The sequence below is a fragment of the Lentzea sp. NPDC004782 genome, from assembly GCF_040609115.1.
Classification (GTDB): Bacteria; Actinomycetota; Actinomycetes; order Mycobacteriales; family Pseudonocardiaceae; genus Lentzea.
In genome coordinates, this window is sequence record NZ_JBEXJN010000031.1 from 11,744 (window position 1) to 30,526 (window position 18,783).

Annotated in this window: 18 protein-coding genes; 7 read left to right on the forward strand and 11 right to left on the reverse strand. The window is 68.8% G+C overall.

Features of this window, described 5'->3' with window-relative positions:
* Nucleotides 1–7: 7 nt before the first annotated feature.
* From hydA to ABZV40_RS26975, 3 genes are read right to left on the reverse strand one after another with little or no spacing between them, the layout of a single operon-like run.
* Nucleotides 8–1,393, reverse strand: a complete 1,386-nt coding sequence (gene hydA, locus ABZV40_RS26965; RefSeq protein ID WP_355447125.1) for a dihydropyrimidinase — start codon at nucleotides 1,391–1,393, stop codon at nucleotides 8–10.
* A complete protein-coding gene (locus ABZV40_RS26970; RefSeq protein ID WP_355447128.1) occupies nucleotides 1,390–2,232 on the reverse strand; it encodes a nitrilase-related carbon-nitrogen hydrolase in 843 nt (280 codons plus the stop codon). Before ABZV40_RS26970 ends, hydA begins: the two co-directional genes overlap by 4 nt.
* On the reverse strand, nucleotides 2,229–3,737 hold the full coding sequence (locus ABZV40_RS26975; protein WP_355447131.1) for an NCS1 family nucleobase:cation symporter-1: 1,509 nt from the start codon (nucleotides 3,735–3,737) through the stop codon (nucleotides 2,229–2,231). Before ABZV40_RS26975 ends, ABZV40_RS26970 begins: the two co-directional genes overlap by 4 nt.
* Nucleotides 3,738–3,892: 155 nt before the next feature.
* On the opposite strand from ABZV40_RS26975, the gene ABZV40_RS26980 reads away from it, so the two are divergent.
* The gene (locus tag ABZV40_RS26980) at nucleotides 3,893–4,606 is read left to right on the forward strand and encodes a hypothetical protein (RefSeq protein ID WP_355447134.1); all 714 of its coding nucleotides are present in this window, start codon (nucleotides 3,893–3,895) and stop codon (nucleotides 4,604–4,606) included.
* Here ABZV40_RS26980 and ABZV40_RS26985 read toward each other — a convergent pair.
* Genes ABZV40_RS26985 through ABZV40_RS27000 form a run of 4 tightly spaced genes read right to left on the reverse strand, consistent with a single transcriptional unit; the run spans nucleotide 4,578 to nucleotide 7,710 of the window.
* Nucleotides 4,578–5,786 (reverse strand): hypothetical protein, encoded by a 1,209-nt coding sequence (locus ABZV40_RS26985; protein WP_355447137.1) that lies wholly within the window; start codon nucleotides 5,784–5,786, stop codon nucleotides 4,578–4,580. The two genes, ABZV40_RS26980 and ABZV40_RS26985, sit on opposite strands and share 29 nt — an antisense overlap.
* Nucleotides 5,783–6,286 carry a hypothetical protein gene (locus ABZV40_RS26990; protein ID WP_355447140.1) on the reverse strand — a complete coding sequence of 168 codons (504 nt, stop codon included), beginning with the start codon at nucleotides 6,284–6,286 and terminating at the stop codon, nucleotides 5,783–5,785. Before ABZV40_RS26990 ends, ABZV40_RS26985 begins: the two co-directional genes overlap by 4 nt.
* Before the next feature lie 51 nt (nucleotides 6,287–6,337).
* A complete protein-coding gene (locus tag ABZV40_RS26995) occupies nucleotides 6,338–6,943 on the reverse strand; it encodes a class I SAM-dependent methyltransferase (protein WP_355447143.1) in 606 nt (201 codons plus the stop codon).
* 59 nt (nucleotides 6,944–7,002) lie between these two features.
* Complete coding sequence (locus ABZV40_RS27000; protein WP_355447145.1) at nucleotides 7,003–7,710, reverse strand: MerR family transcriptional regulator; 708 nt, start codon at nucleotides 7,708–7,710, stop codon at nucleotides 7,003–7,005.
* Nucleotides 7,711–7,837: 127 nt separating this feature from the next.
* On the opposite strand from ABZV40_RS27000, the gene ABZV40_RS27005 reads away from it, so the two are divergent.
* The gene (locus ABZV40_RS27005) at nucleotides 7,838–8,296 is read left to right on the forward strand and encodes a hypothetical protein (protein WP_355447148.1); all 459 of its coding nucleotides are present in this window, start codon (nucleotides 7,838–7,840) and stop codon (nucleotides 8,294–8,296) included.
* Between the two features lie 63 nt (nucleotides 8,297–8,359).
* On the opposite strand, the gene ABZV40_RS27010 is transcribed toward ABZV40_RS27005, so the two are convergent.
* On the reverse strand, nucleotides 8,360–9,952 hold the full coding sequence (locus ABZV40_RS27010) for a PucR family transcriptional regulator ligand-binding domain-containing protein (RefSeq protein WP_355447151.1): 1,593 nt from the start codon (nucleotides 9,950–9,952) through the stop codon (nucleotides 8,360–8,362).
* Nucleotides 9,953–10,059: 107 nt separating this feature from the next.
* On the opposite strand from ABZV40_RS27010, the gene ABZV40_RS27015 reads away from it, so the two are divergent.
* Together ABZV40_RS27015 and ABZV40_RS27020 are read left to right on the forward strand one after the other, a co-directional pair.
* Complete coding sequence (locus ABZV40_RS27015; protein ID WP_355447154.1) at nucleotides 10,060–11,343, forward strand: aspartate aminotransferase family protein; 1,284 nt, start codon at nucleotides 10,060–10,062, stop codon at nucleotides 11,341–11,343.
* Between the two features lie 11 nt (nucleotides 11,344–11,354).
* Complete coding sequence (locus tag ABZV40_RS27020; RefSeq protein WP_355447414.1) at nucleotides 11,355–12,836, forward strand: CoA-acylating methylmalonate-semialdehyde dehydrogenase; 1,482 nt, start codon at nucleotides 11,355–11,357, stop codon at nucleotides 12,834–12,836.
* Nucleotides 12,837–12,922: 86 nt separating this feature from the next.
* Here ABZV40_RS27020 and ABZV40_RS27025 read toward each other — a convergent pair whose 3' ends face one another.
* Nucleotides 12,923–13,708, reverse strand: a complete 786-nt coding sequence (locus ABZV40_RS27025) for an amidohydrolase family protein (RefSeq protein ID WP_355447157.1) — start codon at nucleotides 13,706–13,708, stop codon at nucleotides 12,923–12,925.
* 103 nt (nucleotides 13,709–13,811) lie between these two features.
* Here ABZV40_RS27025 and ABZV40_RS27030 point away from each other — a divergent pair, with 103 nt between their 5' ends.
* Nucleotides 13,812–14,168 carry a MerR family transcriptional regulator gene (locus ABZV40_RS27030; protein WP_355447160.1) on the forward strand — a complete coding sequence of 119 codons (357 nt, stop codon included), beginning with the start codon at nucleotides 13,812–13,814 and terminating at the stop codon, nucleotides 14,166–14,168.
* A 6-nt stretch (nucleotides 14,169–14,174) separates the two neighbouring features.
* Entirely contained in the window at nucleotides 14,175–14,813 is a 639-nt protein-coding gene (locus tag ABZV40_RS27035) for a class I SAM-dependent methyltransferase (RefSeq protein WP_355447162.1), read from the forward strand.
* Here the strand turns inward: ABZV40_RS27035 and ABZV40_RS27040 are convergent.
* Nucleotides 14,768–16,825, reverse strand: a complete 2,058-nt coding sequence (locus ABZV40_RS27040; protein WP_355447165.1) for an elongation factor G-like protein EF-G2 — start codon at nucleotides 16,823–16,825, stop codon at nucleotides 14,768–14,770. The two genes, ABZV40_RS27035 and ABZV40_RS27040, sit on opposite strands and share 46 nt — an antisense overlap.
* 206 nt (nucleotides 16,826–17,031) lie before the next feature.
* On the opposite strand from ABZV40_RS27040, the gene pdxS reads away from it, so the two are divergent.
* Nucleotides 17,032–17,964 carry a pyridoxal 5'-phosphate synthase lyase subunit PdxS gene (gene pdxS / locus ABZV40_RS27045; RefSeq protein WP_355447417.1) on the forward strand — a complete coding sequence of 311 codons (933 nt, stop codon included), beginning with the start codon at nucleotides 17,032–17,034 and terminating at the stop codon, nucleotides 17,962–17,964.
* Nucleotides 17,965–18,039: 75 nt separating this feature from the next.
* Here the strand turns inward: pdxS and ABZV40_RS27050 are convergent, their stop codons facing one another.
* Nucleotides 18,040–18,699, reverse strand: a complete 660-nt coding sequence (locus ABZV40_RS27050) for a hypothetical protein (RefSeq protein WP_355447167.1) — start codon at nucleotides 18,697–18,699, stop codon at nucleotides 18,040–18,042.
* Nucleotides 18,700–18,783 lie beyond the last annotated feature (84 nt).

The window sequence follows — 18,783 nt, forward strand, 5'->3', positions numbered from 1 at the left end:
CCCTTCTCTACACGAGGTACTGGTTGAGGTCGCGGGACACGAACCGGCCGTGGCCCGTCGAGCCGTGGTAGGCGCCGTCGGCGATCACCTTGCGGCCGCGGGAGAACACGGTGTCCACCCGGCCGGTGACGTCGAAGCCCTCGTAGGCCGAGTAGTCCACGGCCATGTGGTGGGTCTCGGCGGAGATGGTCTGCGTCGCCGCCGGGTCGTAGATCACCACGTCGGCGTCGGCGCCGGGTGCGATCACGCCCTTGCGCGGGTACATGCCGAACATGCGGGCCGGGGTGGTGGAGGCGATCTCGACCCAGCGTTCGCGGGTGATCTCGCCCTTCACGACGCCCTGGTGCAGCAGGTCGACGCGGTGCTCGACGCCCGGCATGCCGTTGGGGATCTTGGAGAAGTCGCCGAGACCCAGCTGCTTCTGGTCCTTGAAGCAGAACGGGCAGTGGTCGGTGCTGACCACCGAGAGGTCGTTCGTCCGCAGACCCCGCCACAGCGACGACTGGTGTTCCTTGGGGCGCAACGGAGGCGACGCCACGTACTTGGCGCCTTCGAAACCGGGGCGCGCCAGGTCCTCCAGCGACAGGTACAGGTACTGCGGGCACGTCTCCGCGAACACGTTCTGGCCGGTGTCACGAGCAGCGGTCACGGCGTCCAGCGCTTGCGCGGCCGACAGGTGCACGATGTACAACGGGGAACCGGTCACGCGGGCCAGCTGGATGGCGCGGGAGGTGGCCTCACCCTCCAGCTCCGGCGGACGGGTCAGGCCGTGCTGCACCGGGTCGCCCAGGCCGTTCGCCAGCGCCTGGGCCACGAGCTGGTCGATCGCGATGCCGTTCTCGGCGTGCATCATGATCGTGGCGCCGGTCTCGCGCGCCTTCTGCATGGCACGCAGGATCTCGCCGTCCGTGGCGTAGAAGACGCCGGGGTAGGCCATGAACATCTTGAAGCTGTTCACCCCGGCCGCGATGCACGACTCCATCTCCTTCAGCGACGCGTCGTTCACGTCGGAGATGATCATGTGGAAGCCGTAGTCGATCGCGCAGTTGCCGTCGGCCTTGCTGTGCCACTTGTCCAGAGTGGACAGCAACGAGGAACCCTTGGGCTGCACCGCGAAGTCGACGATCGTGGTCGTGCCACCCCACGCCGCCGCGGTCGTGCCGGTCTCGAACGTGTCCGCGGACTGGGTGCCGCCGAACGGCATCTCCATGTGCGTGTGCACGTCGATCCCGCCGGGGATCACGTACTTCCCGGCCGCGTCGATCACCTCGTCGGCCCGCACCTCGAACCCCGGCGTGACCAGGGCCGCGATGTGCTCGCCCTCGATCAGCACGTCGGCGGCGTGCGAGCCGGTCGCGTTGATGACGAGACCGTTGCGGATCAACACGCTCATGGCGTCACCAGGCCCTCGTAGGTGTCGGGGCGGCGGTCGCGGTAGAACGCCCAGGTGTCGCGGACCTCGGTCAGCAGGTCGAGGTCCAGGTCGCGCACGACCAGCTCTTCCTCGGTGTCGGACGCGGCCTCGCCGACCAGCTGGCCGCGCGGCGAGACGAAGTACGTCTGGCCGTAGAACTCGTTGTCGCCCAACGGTTCCACGCCCACGCGGTTGATCGCGCCGACGAAGTACTCGTTCGCGACGGCCGCGGCGGGCTGCTCCAGCCGCCACAGGTACTCGCTCAACGACCGCGAGGTCGCCGACGGGTTGAACACGATCTTCGCACCGGCCAGGCCCAGAGCGCGCCAGCCCTCCGGGAAGTGCCGTTCGTAGCAGATGTAGACGCCGATCCGGCCCACCGCGGTGTCGAACACCGGGTAACCGAGGTTGCCCGGCTTGAAGTAGAACTTCTCCCAGAACCCCTTGACCTGCGGGATGTGGTTCTTGCGGTACTTGCCGAGGTAGGTGCCGTCCGCGTCGATCACGGCCGCGGTGTTGTAGTAGACGCCGGGCTGTTCCACCTCGTACATCGGCACGATCAGCACGATGTTGTTCTGCGCGGCGACTTCCTTCATCAGCTCCGTCGTGGGGCCGTCCGGGATCGCCTCGGTGTAGGAGTAGAAGTCCGCGTCCTGAACCTGGCAGAAGTACGGGCCGTAGAAGAGCTCCTGGAGACACAACACCTGCGCGCCCTGGGAAGCGGCGGTGCGGATGTGCTCGACCGCGTTGGCGATCATCGACTCCTTGTCGCCCGTCCACTTCTGCTGGACGAGCGCCGCCCGGATGATGTTGCTCACCTGGTCGTCTCCTTTGCCGTGTCGTCTTTGAGAGCAAGGAAAACCAGGAAGCCGGCCACGAAACCGACGACCCAGTTGTAGTCGTAGAGCGGCTTGAGGAACGGAATCAGCCCGTCCGCCGGGAACGGCCCGCCGTAGGCGCCGCCGACCGCGAGCACGGAGCCCACGAGCGTCGCCGCGACCGCACGCCAGTTCCAGCCGCCGTTGAACCAGTACGCGCCCGTGCCGTCCAGGTAGAGGTCGCCCAGCTCCAGCCGGGTCTTCTTGATCACCCAGTAACCGGAGACGAACACGCCCGCCACCGAGGCCAGCAGGCCGCCGTAGAACCCGAGCCACGCGAAGATGTAGATGCCCGGGTCGGAGATCAGCCGCCACGGCTGGATCAGGATGCCGACCACGCCGGTGATCAGGCCGCCGATCGCGAACGTGATGCGCTTCGGGAACGCGTTCGAGAAGTCGTAGGAGGGGCTCACGACGTTCGCCGCGAGGTTCGCCGAGATCGTCGCCAGCACCAGCGAGATCAGCGCGATGAGCACCAGGATCGTGCTGTCGAACCGGCTGGCCAGGTCGGCCGGGTCCCAGATCGCCTGGCCGTAGATCGCCTGCGCGCCGGACGTCGTCAGGATCGCCACGATCGCGATGAACGACATCGTGGTCGGCAGGCCCAGGATCTGCCCGGTGACCTGCTTGCGCTGCGAGCCGCCGAACCGCGTGAAGTCGGGCATGTTCAACGACAGCGTCGACCAGAACGCGATCATGCCCATCAGCGAGGGGAAGAAGACCTTCCAGAACTCCGGCCCCCAGCCGAGCTTGCTGGCGCTGTGCAGGATCGGCCCGAAGCCGCCCGCCTTCACCAGCACGTAGCCCAGCAGGATCAGGAACCCGACGCTGACCAGCGGCGCCGTCCAGTTCTCGAACCGCCGGATCGCGTCCATGCCGCGCCAGATCACCAGCATCTGCACGACCCAGAACCCGAAGAAGCACAACCACAACGTCCACGGCTGACCGCCCACGACGGAGGCGTTGCTCCAGCCCTCACCGGCCAGCCTGCCGATGATCACGTGCAGCGCCTTGCCGCCCACCCACGTCTGGATGCCGAACCAGGCGCACGCGATGAACGCCCGCAGCAACGCCACGAGGTTGGCGCCGCGGACGCCGTAGAACGCGCGGGCGAACACGGGGAACGGGATGCCGTACTTCGTGCCGGCGTGGCTGTTGAGCAGCATGGGGATCAGCACGATCAGGTTGCCCAGCGTGATCGTGAGGAACGCCTGCACCCAGTCCATGCCCAGGGCGATCAACGACGCCGCGAGCGTGTAGCTGGGGATGTTGTGCGCCATGCCCATCCACAGCGCGAAGAAGTTGTAGGTCGTCCAGGTGCGCTGCTCGATCGGCACCGGCGCCAGCTCGGGGTTGAAGAACCTGCTGTCCCGGATGGGACTCACGTCGCTCAGTTCGACGCGACCGTCAGGTGTGACCTGGGGCGGAGAGGACTCGACTGCCATCGTTCAACCCCCTGTTACGCTGCTGAAACACGGCGAACGCGGTCGGTTTCCATCGGTGAATCCTGGGTCCGGTGCCGCGGGTCTGGCAGTGTCAAAGTGTCCACGCTTGTCATGATCGGCGCACATTGTGCGCACGTTCTGTTTCACTGGACGGCATGGGGATTCCACGAAGGACGGTCTTGCTGGGCGGCGCGGGCCTGGTCGGAGCACTGGGGACGTACGGGGCGCTGACGCCGCGCGGCCGCCGCCTGCTCGGCTGGACCGGCCCGGACGGCGTGGTGCCGGACGTGCCACCCGCACCGGTTCAGCCGACGCCGTGGGGCGCCTGGATGGGCACGGACGGCCCGACCGTGCTCGTGCTGCACGGCCGCGGCGGCAGCGTGTCGTGGTGGCAGGACCTCGGCCTGCCGCAGTTCCTCAACGGCGCGAAGTTCCGGTGCGCGGTGATCAACGGCGGCGACGACTACTGGGTCAGCCTCACCCCGCCCGTGCCGTTCGACGCGGCGCTGGGCGTGTCGATGGGCGGCTTCGGCGTGCTCGACCTCGCGTCCCGGCAGCCGCTGAAGGCCGTCGCGGCGGTCAGCCCGGCGCTGTTCGCAACGTGGGCCGACGCCCAGACGATCAACGGGTTCGCGTCGGAGGAGGTGTGGGCGCAGCACGAACCGTTGCGGCACACGGCGAGCATCAAGTCACCGGTCGCGGTGTGGTGCGGGCAGGAGGACCCGTTCCACGACGCGGCGCAGGACCTCACACGGGCGGTGGGTGGGCAGGGGTCGTTCGAGCACGGCGCGCACGACGGCGGCTACTGGCGGCGGGTGCTGCCGGACGCGTTGCGGTTCATCAGCTCTCATCTGCCCACATCTCTCTGAACGTCTTCTGCAGCGTTAAAAAGTACTTCTTAGTGACCTGATGGACATATGGTCGAGTCGCCTCCTCGCGTGCGGCGTGGTCAACGTGCCCGGCCTCGTCGAGTTTCGAGATCAAGAGCCAACCGAGGTAGCGCCCAGCGGCAGAACTGCTGTAGTCCTGAACATCGATGAACCGATCGCCGGCCGCGATCACCGCCTGCAACGAGTCATGCCGGTCCCGCAGTTCGTCGGCGAATTCTTGAACGAGGTCGTGGAACCGGTTGTTCTCTTCCAACAGGTGAGCGGTGCGCAGGTCTCGCAGATGCCTCCTTGCCTCCGGGATGGATACACCAGCGAGTGCGGCGGCGTTGACTACTGTGATCATGCCGGTTCGTTGCATCGCCACGAGCCTGAAGAACCGCTGTTGTTCAATCGTGAGTGCTCGGTACGACAAGTCGAAGGCGGCTCGGACGTCGAGGTCATCGTGGCGGAGAAGGCCCAGTCGCACCGTGCGGAGTTCTCCGACCCAGTCGTGGCCGGGGTCTGTCTTCCGCAGAGCCGACATGATCTGCAACGCAAGGGGCAGCCGGCCGCACAGTTTGGCGATCTCGGTGTCACCTGCGATCCGTTCCGCGTCGTGCTGCGGCAGAACACGCAGCTCTAGTTGGTGCGCGTCCAGACCGGTGAGCAGGTGTCGGCTCGTGACGACGACGTGATGCTTTGCGACGACGAGTGGGCGGATCTGCGCAGCAGAGCGGACGTTGTCGAGCACGATGAGCATCGGCTCACGGGCTGCGACCAACGACCGGTACAGGACCGCCGTCTCGGCCTCTTCTTGCGGTACTTGCGTGATGCCAAGAGCGCGCACGAATGAGGCAAGAGCGGGAGAGGCGCCTGTTCGCTTCGAGTCATCATAGCCGTGGAAGTTCCAGAGCAGGCGTCCGCCCGGGAAATCGTTGTTCTCCGCGAACCGCAGCACCAACTCGGTCTTGCCGATTCCGCCGAGTCCGGACACCACGACGAAGTTGTGCTTGGCGAGTTCAGCAAGCTCTGCGGTGCGGCCTGCGAACGACGGCGCGCTCGGCGGCAGACCGTTCAACGCGGTGGTCAGTGGCGCGAGTGAGGTTATGTGAAGAGAGTCGATGTGACCCGCCTGCACCGTGTTGCCGCGGTTGTCATGGATCTCGTTGTTCACCTTCATCGGATCGAGGCTTTGAGGCGCACCACGGCCGTGCCCGCCTTCCGGTCGTGCCACGTCCGCGTCCCGCGCAGGTCCAGCGACTCCACCGCGGACAGCGCCAGCAACGTCACCCCGCCCACCAACAGCAACGAGGCGAGCCATCCCGCAGACCCGATGGGCAGGTGTTCGCCGATGACGACCCACGGCTGCTGCCAGCCGAGGCTCGCCATCAGCGCCGGTTCCCGCCAGCCCAGACCGGTCAGCACCAGGACGACGCCCGCGCCGGGCAGCGCGGTCGTGATCAGGGTGCGGGCCAGCACCCGTCTGAGGCTGAGGCCGGACGCGGGGCCCACGACCCGCAGGCCCGTCAGGGCCTTGCCGAGGGTGTTCCAGCGCAGCAGCAGAGCGTCGTACACCGCCGCGCAGAGCACCACCAGCACGGGTTCGTGGACCAACGGCCACGCCACGACCAGCACCAGCAGCCAGTCGAGCAAACGGGCGATCAGCCGACGAACGAGCATGATTCACGCTATTCGGCCCAAGTCCGTCATAAGTGGCCAGTTCATGGCCACTTATCGTCCGAACTCGGCCAGCCACCGGGACTCGTCGCGGAACACGCGGCGGGCGGACAGGCCGTCGGTTTCGAACGAGAGGATCTCCGACGGCGTCAGCGGCCACGGCGGCCCGTCCGGTTCGGGGCCCTCCTCCCGTGCGACGGCCAGCACGAGCAGCGTGGAGCCGACCAGCGAGGCCGCGCTCTCGATGGCCGCGGCGTGCTGGGAGACGGGAAGTGCCTGCACGGTCATGTTCTCCACGACCAGGGCGAACGCGCGGTGCCACTCGGCGGGCGGGTTGAGCAGGTCCGCGACCACGTAGGAGACCTTCGAGTCCGGGTAGCGCGCCTGGACGGCCGCGATGGCGGTGGGGGAGATGTCGAACGCCGTCACGTCGTAGCCGAGGGAGGCGAGGAACTCCGAGTCGCGGCCGTAGCCGCACCCGACGACCAGTGCGCTGCGGCCCAGACCGTCCGGGGCTTCGCGGGCCCATTCGACGAGGTGTTGCTGGGGATGGGGGAGGTCCCACGGGACGGAGGCCGTGCCGGCTTCGGCCTCCGCGTAGAGATCTTCGAACCATCCGGTCGGGTTGGCGGCCTGCAGTCGTCGGTCATCAGAAGGCATGACCCACTTCTACCGAGCCCGATCTGACCTCACCCGACGATTTTGCCGATTCGGCAACGTCACCGGGCTGCGCGCGCCTGACCGATGTAGTCGACCAGGCCGTCCTCGGCCGGCCAGCCGATCTGCGTGCTGATCGCGGTCTTGTTCTCCTCCCACGTCCGTTGCGCCGCCGCCTGGATCGCCGGGTCGCCGCCGGTGAACTCGGCGCCCAGCGCGTCCCACTGGCGCGACAGCTCGACCACGCGCGGGTCCGTGGGTGGCGTGCCGTCGGCCATGTGCTGCCGCAGCTGCTTGACCAGCTCCAGCCAGGAGGCCTTCAGCGCCTCGACGGCCTCGGTGCCGAGCGAGGCCGCGCGGGAGCGCAGGTCGCCCAGCTGGTCGGCGGTGAAGTAGCTCTCGTACACGGACATCATCTCCAAAGTGGACAGAAGGGATTCGGTGGTGTGACCGTCGAGCAGCGCGGCGATCCGCGACCGCAGCGCGTCGACCTGCCTGGCCTGCTCGGTGAGCGCGGCCAGCTGGGCCTCGAAGAGCGGGCGCAGCGAGTCCGATGAGGACAGCGCCGCGCGGACCTCCTCCAGGGAGAGACCGAGCTGGCGCAGCGATCTCACCTGATAGAGGCGGCGTACGTCTTCCGGGGTGTACCGACGGTGACCGGAAGACGTGCGCTCGGACGCGCCCACCAGTCCGATCTCGTCGTAGTGGTGCAGCGTGCGGACGGTCAGTCCGCTCGCTTTGGCCAGGTCACCGATGCTCCAACGGGTCACACGACGACCGTAGGACCTCCCGCCACGTGAGGTTCAAGTCCTCATCACACGATCGAGCGGATAAATGGCCGAACCGAATGCGCCGATGAAAACGAAGATCGGTCCCCAAACCAGATTGAGGAAAACTGTGTCTCGTTCCGGACTGTTCCGCGCCGCCGCTCTGCTCGCCGCCGGTGCCGCCCCGCTGCTCGCGGGCTCGGCCGGCGCTGTCGAGGCGCCCCACCTGAACAGCGGCGTTCCCGAGGTCGGCGCGGACAAGGTGCTCGACGCCACCCAGCACGCCACCCCGCACGCCAACCCGCTCGACTCGGCGGGCGCGCTCAAGCTCGGCCAGGTCAAGGCGCCGGTCGCCGGTGACGTGCAGACCCCCGACGCACCCGAGGTGCCGGCCGCGCAGGAGCGCACCGCGCCGAACCCGGTCGCGCCCCAGCTCGGCACGCTGCCGGGCCTGCCGAACGCCGAGGGCCTGGCCGACAGCGCGCACGTCGGTGGCCTGAAGGCGCCGAGCCTGTCCGACCTGCCGACCAACGGCGTCGTGCCGAACCCGACCGTGCTGTCCGGCACCCTGCCGACGATCAACGGCTGACAGAAACGATGAACGGCGCATTTGTGCACGTGAGGTGTACAAATGCGCCGTTCATCGTTCACGTCACGGGCCCATTTCGTGCACCAGCAGGGCGACGTACAGCGACAGCACGGACTCCGGGTCCTCCAGCGACACGCCCAGGACCTGCTCGATCCGCGCCAGCTGCTGGTAGTAGGCCGTACGGGAGAGATGCGCGGCCGTGGCGGCCGCCGACTTGTTGCCGCCGTTCTCGCACAGGCACCGCAGCAGCTCCACGAGCCGCGAGCCCTGCGCGGAGTCCCGCGTCAGCAACGGTCCCAGCTCGCGGTCGGCGAACGCCCGCACCCGCTCGTCCTCGCGCAGCAGGTGCAGCAGCCCGCGCAACCGCACGTCGTCGAGCCGGTGGTACAGCTGGGATCCCGGCGCTCGCAACGCCGCACCGGCCACGTGCGCGGCCTCGCCCAGCGACCGCCGAACGTCCGTTGTGGACGTCACGGTCGTCCCCACCGCGATCACCACGGTCGACGCGGCCGTGCGGTGGATCTCGCGCGCGACCTTGCGCAGCACCCCTTCCACACCAACGGTCATCGGCACCGACAGCAGTGCGCGCACCGACGTGTCGTCCACGACGCCGACGAGCGCCGCGACCGTCACCCGCCGTCCGGCCAACGCGGTGGCCTCGGCAAGATCACGCAGAACCTCTTGGGTCGCAAGCGTTTGCCCGTGCAGCACGGTCACCGGCCGGATCGCGACGCCGATCAGCTGCCGTCGCTCCAGCGGCACGCCCAGCGCCGCGGCCCGTGCGCCGAGGTCAGGCGACTGCGGTGCCTGCCCGAGCAGCTGGGCCAGCAAGGTTCGATGCGTCTGCCGTTCCAGCGACTCGCGGTCGCGCGCCACGAGCCGATGCACGGCTAACGCGGACGCGGCACGTTCGGCGACCACGACGTGCCGGTGCGGTGGCGGTTCCGGCGACACCAGCACCAGCCGTCCCCAGTCCGCCCCGCGCGCGCCGACGATCGTGATCAACCATCCGGACGCCGGGTGGTAGGCGGTCCGCTCGGTCACCGTGACCGCCCGCGAGCGTGCCGCCCAGTCGTCCAGCAGCCTCACCGGGTCGTGCCCGGCCGCGTCGTAGGCCAGCACGTCGTGGCTCAGCGTCTCCAGCACCACGGGCAGCCCGGACGTCCGTGCCACCTCGCGCAGCACCTCGGCGGGCTCGGCACCGGCGACCGTGAGCGAGGTGAACGTCTCGTGCACCTGTTCCGCGGCGCGCAGCTCGGCCAGCTGCGCGTCCACGATCAGGCCGACGACCGCCTCGGTGACGGCCACGTACTTCGTCTCCTCCGACAGCGTGACCAGCGGCAACCCGTGCCGCTCCGCCTCGGTGACCAGCGCGGCCGGCACGTCGTCGCGCCACCGCCGGCCCAGCTCGACGACCAGCCCGGCACACCCGACGGCGGCCAGCTCCTCGACGTAGCGGGCGAGGCCGGACTCGGGCAGCATCACGCCGGTCGTGAGCACGAGCTCGCCGCCGCGCAACAGCGGCGCGATGTCTGCGATCTCCGCCACATGCACCCACCGGACCCGCCTGGACAGCCCGGCCGATCCGGCCACCAAACGCGGCTTTCCCTGCCTGATCACCGGGAGAGCGACGACTTCGGCGACGGTCGGGTACATGGACACAACGTAATGCCTAACAGCCGATCCGGGTACAGGTTGTGCATGGCGGCGAACGGGGCACCACAGCAGACTCGTCCTCCAGGAGTTAACCCCTGGAGGACGTGATGGCCCACAAGGAGCTGCTGGCACGACACCGCGCGGTGATGCCGAAGTGGCTGGCCCTCTACTACGACGAGCCCATCGAGATCGCGAGCGCGAGCGGGCGCCGGGTGACCGACCGCGAGGGCACGACCTACCTGGACTTCTTCGCGGGCATCCTGACCAACGCCATCGGCTACGACGTCGCGGAGATCAGCGACGCGATCCGCTCGCAGCTCGACACGGGCGTGCTGCACAGTTCGACGCTGTACCTGATCCGCTCCCAGGTCGAGCTCGCCGAGAAGATCGCGGAGCTCTCCGGCATCCCGGACGCCAAGGTCTTCTTCACCAACTCCGGTACCGAGGCCAACGAGACCGCGCTGATGCTCGCCACCACGGCGCGCCGCAGCGAGCAGGTCCTGGCCCTGCGCAACAGCTACCACGGCCGTGCGTTCGCCACGATCGCCATCACGGGCAACCGCGGCTGGTCGGCCTCCGCGCTGTCGCCGATCAAGGTCAGCTGGGTGCACGGCGGCTATCGCTACCGCAGCCCGTTCAAGTCGTTGTCGGACGCCGACTACATCAAGGCCTGCGTCGACGACCTGCGCGAGATCATCGAGACCACCACGTCCGGTGACGTGGCGTGCATGATCGCCGAGCCGATCCAGGGCGTCGGCGGCTTCACCTCGCCGCCTGACGGCCTGTTCCGCGCGTTCAAGGACGTCCTGGACGAGTACGGGATCCTGTTCATCTCCGACGAGGTGCAGACCGGTTGGGGCCGCACCGGCGAGCACTTCTGGGGCATCCAGGCGCACGACGTGGTGCCGGACGCGATGACGTTCGCCAAGGGCCTCGGCAACGGCCTCGCGATCGGCGGCGTGGTCGCGCGCGGCGACCTGATGGACGCGATCAACGCCAACTCGATCTCCACGTTCGGCGGCAACCCGATCTCCACCGCGGGCGCGCTCGCGACGGTGAACTACCTGCTCGACCACGACCTGCAGGCCAACGCGGCCAAGCTGGGGTCGCGCCTGCTCGGGGGCCTGCGCGAACTGGCGGAGAAGCACCCGGTCATCGGGGACGTGCGCGGCAAGGGCCTGATGGTCGGCATCGAGCTCGTCGGTCCGGAGGGCGAGCCGAACCCCGGTGCCGCGACGGTGGTGCTGAACGAGTGCAAGGCTCGCGGCCTGCTGGTCGGCAAGGGCGGCCTGTACGGCAACGTGATCCGGTTGGCGCCGCCGATGACGCTGACCGAGGACGAGCTCGAAGAGGCGCTGGGGGTTCTGGCTCAGGCGGTGGAGAAGGCGTGATCAAACCCAGGATGATTCAGCACTGGATCAACGGAAAGAACTGGGACGCGGAGCCTGAACGGTCCGGTGACGTCTACGACCCGTCGACCGGGAAGGTGGCGTCGCAGGTCGCCTACGCGTCGGTGTCCGAAGTGGACGCTGCCGTCTCCGCTGCCGCGGAAGCGTTTGCGTCGTGGCGCAACGCCTCGCTCGCCCAGCGCTCGACGGTGATGTTCAAGTTCCGCGAGCTGCTGAACGCGCGCAAGGGTGATCTCGCGGCGATCGTGAGCGCCGAGCACGGCAAGGTCGTGTCGGACGCCGGCGGCGAGATCCAGCGAGCGCTGGAGTCGGTCGAGTACGCGTGCGGCATCCCGCAGCTGCTCAAGGGCGGCTTCAGCGAGAACGCCTCGACGCGCGTCGACGTCTACTCGATCCAGCAGCCGGTGGGCGTGGTCGGGGTGATCTCGCCGTTCAACTTCCCGGCGATGGTGCCGCTGTGGTTCGTGCCGACGGCGATCGCCTGCGGCAACACGGTCGTGCTGAAGCCGTCGGAGAAGGACCCGTCGGCGTCGATCTTCATCGCCGAGCTGTTCGCCGAGGCCGGGCTGCCCGACGGCGTGCTGAACGTGGTGCACGGCGACAAGGTGGCCGTCGACCGCCTGCTCGAACACCCGACGGTCAAGGCGATCTCGTTCGTCGGCTCGACGCCGATCGCCCGGTACGTCTACGAGACCGGCACCGCGCACGGCAAGCGCGTCCAGGCCCTCGGCGGCGCGAAGAACCACATGGTCGTGCTGCCCGACGCCGACCTGGACCTGGCCGCGGACGCCGCGGTGTCCGCCGGGTTCGGCTCGGCGGGGGAGCGCTGCATGGCCATCTCGGTGGTCGTGGCCGTGGGCTCGGTCGGTGACGAGCTGGTCTCGAAGATCAAGTCCCGCATCGCGGACGTGAAGGTCGGCTCCGGCCCGTCGTGCGAGATGGGCCCGCTGGTCACCGGCGCGCACCGGGACAAGGTGACGTCCTACTTGGACGCGGGCGTGGCCGAGGGCGCGTCGCTGGTCGTGGACGGCCGCAACCACCCGATCGACGGCGACGCGCACGGCTTCTGGCTCGGGCCGACGCTGTTCGACCACGTCGGCACGGACATGTCGATCTACACCGACGAGATCTTCGGCCCGGTGCTGTCGGTCGTGCGGTGCGACACGTACGAGGACGCCGTCGAGATGGTGAACGCCAACCGGTACGGCAACGGCACCGCGATCTTCACCAACGACGGTGGCGCGGCCCGGCGGTTCCAGAACGAGATCGAGGTCGGCATGGTCGGCGTGAACGTGCCGATCCCCGTGCCGGTCGCTTACTACTCGTTCGGCGGGTGGAAGGAGTCGCTGTTCGGTGACGCGCACGCGTACGGGCCGCACGGCGTGCACTTCTTCACCCGGTCGAAGGTGGTCACGTCGCGGTGGCTCGACCCGTCGCACGGTGGCGTGAACCTCGGGTTCCCGCAGAACACCTAGCCCGACGGACAAGGCGAGCATTCGTTATCCACAGGGTGCGTCTGCACCCTGTGGATAACCGTCGATGTTGGAGTCGGTGCCTGCGGTCAGAGGTCGAGCAGCTTGGCGAGAGTGCCACCGAGGACGCGCTCGCGCACTGCGCCTGGCCGGGTCACGCGTTCGATTGTGGCGCGAGCGAGAACTGGGTCGCCGTAGGGGGCGTCGGAGCCGAACAGGGTGCGGTCGGGGACCTCGTTGATGGCTAGCCGGACCGCGAAGATGATGTTCGCGGTGGACAGGTCCAGGTAGATGTTCGGGGTTTCCCGGGCCAATTCGATGGCGGTCATCCAGTTCAGTCCGCCGAGTTGGCTGATCACGAGGGGGACGCTGGGATGACGGCGCGCGAGGTCGGCCAGCGTCGCCAGGTCACCCGCCGTGGTGGGTGCGAACCCGTGCACCACGACCGGGAGTCCACCTTGGTCGGCGGCTGCCCGCAGAACCGGCTCGATCTGAGCGGCCTGATCGGGTGGCGGAGTCAGCTCGCCAATGCCCCGGAAACCCCTGCCGACGACCTCCCGCTCGACCTCTGCCGCGATCCGTTCGGCCGACTGGTCCAGGTTCACCTTGCCGAAGCCGATGAACCGGTCGGGATAGGTCGCGAGTGCGGCGTCGAGTTCCCTCCGGGCGGCCTGATAGCTGTCCGGACTGGTGGACCGTCGGCTGATCGTCTCGTGCAGCACGCTCATTTCGCGCCGGAACGAGGCCAGATCGGTGGCCCGCTCGGGATGTGGCCGGGTGCCGAAGAGCACGGCCCGGTCGACTCCGGCCTCGTCCAGCAGGGCGATGTGGCTGTGCAGGGGATCGTGGACGTGGCTGTGTGCGTCGATGATCAACGGCTCTCCCGGTTCTGGCAGACAGCGGCGACGGAATGCGTCCGCTGTCCCCAGTGTTGAAGGTTGACACCGTGTCAAGGTCAAGCCGGCGAAGAGACGAGGGATGATGCTGATCGGGCAGCTGGCCAGACGGACCGGGACGAGCGAGCGCCTGCTTCGGTACTACGAACGGGTCGGTCTTCTTGCCTCAAGCCGCCAGGCGAACGGATACCGGGACTACGACGCTGCGGCCGAGCAGACGGTCCGCCAGATCCGCGCCCTGCTGACGGCTGGGCTGTCTACGACCGTGATCAGGCAGGTGTTGCCCTGTGCTCTCGCGGACGGCTCGCTGCGACCGTGCCCGGGAGTGTTGGACAAGCTGCGTGCCCAGCTCGCCCACCTTGATCAACGCGCGGCCGACTTGGCACAAGCCCGGCAGACCCTGCAACGCGCGATCGCGGCCACTGAACGGGCGGAGTAGATCCGGGTGACGGTCCGAGGCTCGTACGACCGCGTGGCCGCGCGCTACGCCGCCGAACTGAGCGGCGAGCTCGCCGGCAAGCCGCTGGACCGCGCCCTGCTCGACGCCGTCGCCGAGCTGGCGGACGGCCCGGTGCTCGACGTCGGCTGCGGTCCGGGCCATGTCGCCGCCTACCTGGCCGACAGGGTGCCCGTCGTCGGCGTCGACCTGTCACCGCAGATGTGCGCGCACGCAACGGTTCCCACCTGCGCGGGCGACATGACGGCCTTGCCGTTCCGGTCCCACGCGGTGTCGGCGCTCGTGTGCCTGTACGCGGTCATCCACCTCGATGCGGATCAACGCGCGGCGGCCTACGCCGAGTTCGCACGGGTGCTCCGACCCGGCGGGCACGCGCTGGTCGCGTTCCACGTGCGAGACGCGGAAACGCAAGCAGGCGAAGCGAAAACCCTCACGCAGTGGTGGGGTGACGAGGTCGACCTGACCTTCCGGTTCCTCGACCCGGACGAGGAGGCGCGCGCGTTGGCGGGGGCGGGCCTCACCGTGACGGCCCGCCTCGACCGCGCCCCGGACCCGCGTGTCGAGCACGCGAGCGACCGGGCCTACCTGCTCGCGCGTGTGGCCAGCGCCTCCGGCAGCGGGTCGTAGCGGGAGAAGCGGCGCGTGAACGTGCCGGTGCCGGACGTCATCGCGCGCAGCTCGATCGTGTACCGCAGCAGTTCCGACGACGGCACCTCGGCCCGGATCACGGTCCGCCCGCCATCGTCGGCCTCGGTGCCGAGCACGCGGCCGCGCCGTCCGGACAGGTCACCCAGCACGGTGCCCATGTGCTCGTCGGGCAACCGGATCGCGACCTCGTCCATCGGTTCGAGCAACGTGGTGCGCCCGGCGGCCGCGGCCTCCTTCAGGGCCAGCGCGCCCGCGGTCTGGAACGCCGCGTCGGAGGAGTCGACGGAGTGCGCCTTGCCGTCGACGAGCGTCACGCGGACGTCGACCACCGGGGTGCCGTCGTGCAGGCCCTTCTCCAGCTGGGCGCGCACGCCCTTCTCGACGGACGGGATGAACTGGTTCGGGATCGCGCCGCCGACGATCTTGTCGACGAACTCGAAGCCGGAGCCGCGGGGGAGCGGTTCGACGACGATGTCGCACACCGCGTACTGGCCGTGACCTCCAGATTGCTTCACATGTCGGCCGTGGCCTTTTGCCGGTGAGGCGAAGGTTTCGCGCAACGGCACGCGCACCGGTTCGGTGTCGATCTCGGCGCCGCCCGCGCGCAGCCTGGCCAGCACGACGTCCGCGTGGGCCTCGCCCATGCACCACAGCACCATCTGGTGCGTCTCGGCGTTGCGGTCCAGGCGCAGGGTCGGATCGCTCGCGACCAGGCGGTTGAGGTTGCGGGCCAGGTTGTCCTCGTCGCTGCGGGTGCGCGGCACGACCGCGACGGGCAGCAGCGGTTCGGGCATGTCCCACGGCGCCATCAGCAACGGCTGCTCGGGGGCGGAGACGGTGTCACCGGTCTCGGCGGTGGTGAGCTTGGTCAACGCGCACAGGTCTCCGGCCACGCAGTACGGGACCTCGCGCAGGGAGGCGCCGAGCGGGGAGTAGATGTGGGCCACGCGTTCGTCGGCGTCGTGGTCCTCGTGGCCGCGGTCGGACATGCCGTGGCCGGAGACGTGCACCGGGCGTTCGGGGCGCAGCGTGCCGGAGAAGACGCGGACCAGCGACACGCGTCCCACGTACGAGTCGACCGCGGTGCGGACGACCTCGGCCACCAACGGCCCTTCCGGGTCCGGGGCCATGCGCGGCTGGGGGATGCCGTCCACCGATGTCACGGTCGGAAGCTCGTGCTCCAGCGGTGACGGGAACGCGCGCGCGATGCCGTCCAACAGCTCGTTGAGACCCATGCCGGTCGCGGCGCACACGGGCATCACGGGGTGGAAGGAACCGCGTGCGACGGCGGTCTCCAGGTCGGCGATGAGCGTGTCCTGGTCGATCTCCTCGCCCGCCAGGTAGCGGTCCATGAGGGTCTCGTCCTCGCTCTCGGCGATGATGCCCTCGATCAGCGCGGCGCGTTCCTCCGGGTGGTTGTCGCCCTCGGTCAGCAGACCGACGAGCCGGTCGCCCTCCTGCACGTACAGCGGCACGACGCCGGCGCCGAACGCGGCCTGGCACGCGGCCACCTCGTTCATGACGTCCGCACGGTGGTGGTCGGTGCGTGTGATGACGACGGCACGCGGCATGCCGACGAGAGCGCACTCCTCCCACAGCGCGACGGTGGCCGGGTCCACGCCCTCGAAGGCGTTGACAACAAAAAGGGCCGCGTCCGCGGCCCGTAGTCCTGCCCTGAGCTCACCCACGAAGTCGACGTATCCGGGGGTGTCGATCAGGTTGATCTTGATGTCCCCGTGCTGGATCGGGGCCACGGCGAGGCCTACCGATCGTTGTTGCCGGACTGCGGCCGGGTCGTGGTCGCAGACGGTCGTGCCCTCGGTGACCGAGCCCGCTCGGGTCAGTACGCCGGTGGTGGCCAGCAGGGCCTCGGTGAGCGTCGTCTTGCCCGCGCCGGACGGGCCCACGAGCACGACGTTGCGGACCTTGGCCGGGTCGTCCACAGCGACCGCGCCTGCCGGGGCTGAGTTGTCGGAGTTCTTGCTTCCCATGGCGACCTCCGTCAAGTCGTAGTGTTCGATCTCACACCCGTTCACCTCCCGGTACAAGTGCGGAGACCCGACTGGACTCGTCCGCGCTCATGAGGCCGTTTCACTTCCGGGTGCGTGACAGGGGTCACGACCTGCGGTTGATCGGGAAGTGGCCTTCTGGTTCCGGGCTCCAGTGGCTTGGGTGAGGTGGCCACGTGAGACGTAGGATGGGTTCACCGAAACTTCCCCTCGTGAAAGGTTGGCCCGTGAGCACTGATCAGGTCACTGGCACCGCCCGCGTGAAGCGCGGCATGGCCGAGATGCTCAAGGGTGGCGTGATCATGGACGTGGTCGACGCCACCCAGGCGAAGATCGCGGAGGACGCCGGCGCCGTCGCCGTCATGGCGCTCGAGCGCGTGCCCGCCGACATCCGCGCGCAGGGCGGCGTCGCCCGCATGAGCGACCCCGACCTGATCGACGGGATCATCAACGCCGTCTCGATCCCGGTGATGGCCAAGGCCCGCATCGGCCACTTCGTCGAGGCCCAGGTCCTCGCCTCGCTGGGCGTCGACTACATCGACGAGTCCGAGGTGCTGACCCCGGCCGACTACGCCAACCACATCGACAAGTGGGCCTTCACGGTTCCCTTCGTGTGCGGCGCGACCAACCTCGGCGAGGCCCTGCGCCGCATCACCGAGGGCGCGGCGATGATCCGCTCCAAGGGCGAGGCCGGCACCGGTGACGTCTCCAACGCCACCACGCACATGCGCAAGATCCGCGCCGAGATCCGCCGCCTGCAGAACCTGCCGGAGGACGAGCTGTACGTGGCCGCCAAGGAGCTCCAGGCGCCGTACGAGCTCGTGAAGGAGGTCGCGCAGAACGGCAAGCTCCCGGTGGTGCTCTTCACCGCGGGCGGCATCGCGACCCCGGCCGACGCCGCCATGATGATGCAGCTCGGTGCCGAGGGCGTGTTCGTCGGTTCCGGCATCTTCAAGTCCGGCAACCCGGCCCAGCGGGCCGAGGCCATCGTGAAGGCCACGACCTTCCACGACGACCCGGACGTCATCGCCAAGGTGTCGCGCGGTCTCGGCGAGGCCATGGTCGGCATCAACGTCGACGACATCCCCGAGCCGCACCGCCTGGCCGAGCGCGGCTGGTAGGAACTCTTCCCGGCGAAGGCGCATCGCATTCGTGCGATGCGCCTTCGCCGGTCAGCTCCCACGCCCTGCTGGCCGTCAGCGGCCGTACGTGTCGGTGAAGCAGTAGGTGGTCTTGATCTCCGGGTACGCCAGCGCCAGCGCGGGCGACTCCCCGCACGCGGCCTTGTCCACGGTGTTCGCGAGCACCTTCGCCCGCAACGCCGCGTACTTCCCGCACTCCTTCGGCTTGAGCTCGGGGTCGACCGCGATGAACGAGAGGTCGTAGCACAGGCCGTCGACGAACACCGGGATCAGGCACAGGCGGACGTCGTCCTTGCTGAACCTCGTGTACGTGCTGGGGTCCTCGCCGCACTTCTCGCCGCCGGAGCCCAGCACCTTGCTCACGGTGTAGTTGTGCACGCCCGCGTCGCAGGAGACCTTCTCGTACTTGGGGTAGGCGGAAACGCCCGTCACCTTCGCGCAGTCGCCGGCTTTCCCGTACGGCGTGGTGTCGGTGGCCTGAAGGCCGCCGTGCTTCACGAAGACGTAGACGAAGCAGGCGGCCGTGCCGAGCAACAGCACGCCGAGCACGGTCGCGATCGTCAGTCCCACGCGGGACTTTCGCGGCGGTGGACCCGCTGCCGGCAGGGGGAACGGTGCGAGTGGACGGACCGGACCGGCGACCGGGCCCGCGGGTGCTGCCCACGGGTTGACCGGCTCGCCGGATCCGTCCGGTGGAGCGGGTGGAATCGTCATGAAGGCCCCCGTTCGGCGCGGACGTGGATGTGATCGTCTGGCCGACGCGAGCAGTCCCCCCAGACTTCCACCCATCCTAGGGTT

Coding starts and splice junctions, on each gene's coding strand:
- hydA (WP_355447125.1), bottom strand. CDS start 1,393: ATGAGCGTGTTGATCCGCAACGGTCTCGTCATCAACGCGACCGGCTCG.
- ABZV40_RS26975 (WP_355447131.1), bottom strand. CDS start 3,737: ATGGCAGTCGAGTCCTCTCCGCCCCAGGTCACACCTGACGGTCGCGTC.
- ABZV40_RS26980 (WP_355447134.1), top strand. CDS start 3,893: ATGGGGATTCCACGAAGGACGGTCTTGCTGGGCGGCGCGGGCCTGGTC.
- ABZV40_RS26985 (WP_355447137.1), bottom strand. CDS start 5,786: ATGAAGGTGAACAACGAGATCCATGACAACCGCGGCAACACGGTGCAG.
- ABZV40_RS26990 (WP_355447140.1), bottom strand. CDS start 6,286: ATGCTCGTTCGTCGGCTGATCGCCCGTTTGCTCGACTGGCTGCTGGTG.
- ABZV40_RS26995 (WP_355447143.1), bottom strand. CDS start 6,943: ATGCCTTCTGATGACCGACGACTGCAGGCCGCCAACCCGACCGGATGG.
- ABZV40_RS27010 (WP_355447151.1), bottom strand. CDS start 9,952: ATGTACCCGACCGTCGCCGAAGTCGTCGCTCTCCCGGTGATCAGGCAG.
- ABZV40_RS27015 (WP_355447154.1), top strand. CDS start 10,060: ATGGCCCACAAGGAGCTGCTGGCACGACACCGCGCGGTGATGCCGAAG.
- ABZV40_RS27020 (WP_355447414.1), top strand. CDS start 11,355: ATGATTCAGCACTGGATCAACGGAAAGAACTGGGACGCGGAGCCTGAA.
- ABZV40_RS27030 (WP_355447160.1), top strand. CDS start 13,812: ATGATGCTGATCGGGCAGCTGGCCAGACGGACCGGGACGAGCGAGCGC.
- ABZV40_RS27040 (WP_355447165.1), bottom strand. CDS start 16,825: ATGGGAAGCAAGAACTCCGACAACTCAGCCCCGGCAGGCGCGGTCGCT.
- pdxS (WP_355447417.1), top strand. CDS start 17,032: ATGGGTTCACCGAAACTTCCCCTCGTGAAAGGTTGGCCCGTGAGCACT.
- ABZV40_RS27050 (WP_355447167.1), bottom strand. CDS start 18,699: ATGACGATTCCACCCGCTCCACCGGACGGATCCGGCGAGCCGGTCAAC.